At 62.0% G+C, this 3176-nt stretch carries 1 protein-coding gene; it reads right to left on the reverse strand.

From position 1 onward, the window contains the following. Window positions 1-3176, reverse strand: a 3176-nt coding sequence (locus OP500_RS11130) for a hemagglutinin repeat-containing protein (protein ID WP_274070994.1), incomplete at both ends; no start/stop codon positions are given.

The following is a 3176-nucleotide window of genomic DNA, read 5'->3' on the forward strand; positions in this document are numbered from 1 at the left end:
GCCGCACCGACCACCGAAGCAAGCGCCCCGGTCTGCGCTTTGATCTCTTCTTTGATGTGCTCGGGCAGAAGGTTGGGATTGAATTTTCCGCTTATCGGGTCGATGGCAGTGCGGCCGTCGTCGTATTGTTTGGCCAGGTATTCGGCTGCACGTTCGGCGGCAACGGCAGCGCTGCCGCCGGCAAGCGGGTCGGCGCCGTTGGCGTAGGCCAAGGCCGCGCCGAGCATAAAGTGGCCGATTGCTTGCGCGGCTTCGTTTTTGTTTTCACCGTGGCCGAAGCGCTTGCCGATGGCGGCTGCGGCATACGGTGCCAAAGTATTGGCCGCCAGCTGCAGATCCCCCTGGCCGCCCAATGCGCCGGTAATCAGGGTTTCGGCGGCGCTAAGCGCACGGCTTTTGCTGCCGCCTACGCCCCAGCTTCGGGCTTCTTGGTAGGCTTGGGCGTAGGCGGGGGAATGGGCCAGCATCTCCTGCTGCCGTTGTGCGTCGCTTAGGCTGAGGTAGTGTTCGTAGCTGCCGTCGTTACGCTCTTTCAGGCTGCCTTCGTGGGCGGCTTGTTGTTTTTCCAGCTCTTCGGCTGCCGCTTTGGCACGGTTGCCCCTATAGGTGCCGACGGCACTGTGGATGGCGGCAGTCGATTGGGCAATGGTTTGCTGTTTGTCGAGTAGGTTTTGCAGATCGGGTACGGCTTCGGCGCTGCGGTGGGCGTTTTGCAGATCGGTATGGATGCCGAGAGCGCGGGCACTGGTCTGCCGGCCGTCGATGGTGATGTTGCCTTCGCTGAGCAGCGAGCGGGTATAACCTTGGCTGCCGCCGCTTTCATGCTGCGGCAGGGTGGGGCTGTAGTTGAGGCCTTTGTTCATGTTCTGGCCGGCGGTTTGGGACGCACGACCAAAGGCGCTTTGATTGAAGCCGTCGCTTCCTTTCAGGCTGCCGCCGTAACCGGCACCGATGCCCATGCTGCTGGCGCTGTAGCTGCTTTCGTTGCGGATGTCTTCAAAGCTGAAACTGCGGGCGGTCAGTTCGTTGTGGTCTTTGTCTGCGGCAGAAGCGATGGCACCGCCTTTAAGCCGGACGCTGTCGGCGGTGATGTGGTAGCCGCCTTCGCCGGCAAAGAGACCGCTTTGGCTGCCGACGCTGCGGCTGTGGCCGTTGGCTTTGCTTTGGTTGTAGTTGCCGGATACGCTCCATGCGGTACCGAGGGCGACTTGGGCGCGGATGCCGCCGCCGCTTTGTTTGCTCTCCTGTTCGACAGTGTCCTGCGGGCTTTCGATATAAAGGGTGCCGCCGACATCGGCATCAATGCGTCGGGCATGGGCTTGGGCACCGTTCAGCACGGTATTGCCCTTGCTGCTGAGCTGCAGTTTGTCCGATTGCAGCAGGGTGTTTTGATGGGTTTGGCTGTCCGAACGGTTTTTGCCTTTGCCGTAGGCCGCTTCGGCATAGATATAGACGCCGGTTTGGGCACCAACGGAAACCCCGACGCCGACTTGTACGCCGGCATTGCGGTTTTTGCCGTCCTGATGTTGGCTGTCTTGGGCCGACTGCAGCCGGATATCGCGTGCGGAATCGAGACGGATGGTATCGCCCGCAGTAATGTTGCTGCCTTGGACGGTAATGTCGCCCTCACGGCTGCGGATATTGATGTCGCCGCCGGCTTTCAGGCTGCTTTGCTGGCTTTGGCGGTAGTTTTGGTTTTGTTCCTTGCTGGCGGTTTTAAAGCCGAAACCGGCTTCAACGGACAAGAGGACGGCGCCTTGCTGTCCGTTGTTGCTTTTAAGGGCATCGGCCACTTTGCCGACGGAATCGGCCAGCTGGTAGGCTTGGGCACCGGCGGCTAGACCCTGCAGGGCGCGGGTGCGGTCGTCGGCTTTGCTTTTGGCGGCACCCTCGGCAGCGTTGACCAAATCGATCAGCGGCGAGGAAATTTTGGCGAAGGTGCCGATTTTAAGGTCGCGCTCGGACTGGCGGCTGCGGCCGTGATTGTCGGCAGTACGGATATCGACGCTTTGGGCGGCAATGTCGATGTCGCGGGCGGCGGCAACATCGCTGCCGGATTGGCGGTAGGCACCGCCGGCATCTATCCGTACGCTGCCTTTCAGGCTGCCGATTTGGCTGGCGGCCTGCCGGGTTTCTTCGCCCTCGTTCTCGCGGCGGTTTTTCATCCAGCCGCTAAAGTGCTCGGTGTCGGAAATAACGGCACTGCCGATGCCGGAAGAAACTTGGCGCTCGCTCTGGCTTTGGCGGTGTTCGGCGGCGCGGATGTCGATGTCGCCGCCGGCTTTAAGCAGCAGATCGTCTTGGGAGACCAGACTGCTGCCGCTGACGGCGATATTGCCTTTTTCGGCAAGCAGACGGGTTTTACCGCCCACGGACAGGGTGCTGCCGCTGATGCTGCCGATCTCGCCCGCAGCCTGCCCCTGATCGTTAAAGGTGCCGAAGGGGGTGATATGGTCGCGGTTGTCGATGGAGAAACCGCTACGCTTGCTGCTGCCGGTTTGCCGGCGGCTGTCGGCCGCGGCCAGCAGCCGGATGTCGTCGCGGGCATACAGCAGGGCATCGCCTTCGGCGGCGATCTGTGCGCCTCTGGCTTCGATGTTGCCTTCGGTGGCACGGATGCTGAGATGGCGGCCGGCTGTCAGCGAGCTGCCGACGGCTTCGGCGCTGCTGCCATCCTGCACCTGCGTGCTGCGGCTGCGGCCGCCGCTGATCACAACGGGCGTGCCCGCCGCCTGGCTGGCTTTGGCTGAGGCGCTGCTGCGCTGCATCCAGTTGCCGACGATACTGTCGCTGTACCCGCCGCCCTGCATGGCTTTGTCCCAGGCATTTTTGCCGGCGGTATAGGGGTCGTAAGTGATGCCGACCGAGAAGCCGCTCTGTTTGTGCTGCGCTTCGCTGTGCCGCTCGTTCCGTTTGTAGGCTTCGCCAAGGGAAACTTCGCGCCCCTGCAGCTTCAGATCGCCACCGGCATACAGTTGTGCGGCTTCGGTACTCAGTTTGCCGCCCGCCGCTACGGTGGTGTTGCCTTTCAGGCTGCCTATCTGCGAGGAGGTTACGGCAGACGATACGCTGTTTTGCTGCAGGTTTTCTTGGGTCTTGCCGTAACCGGCCATCGCCACGCCGTTTTTCAGGCTGCCGGTTAGGCCGGACTTTTTGCGCTCGTGGTTTTCCCAATC

The sequence above is a fragment of the Kingella sp. SNUBH-2017 genome (genome assembly GCF_028680565.1).
GTDB lineage: Bacteria > Pseudomonadota > Gammaproteobacteria > Burkholderiales > Neisseriaceae > Kingella_D > Kingella_D pumchi.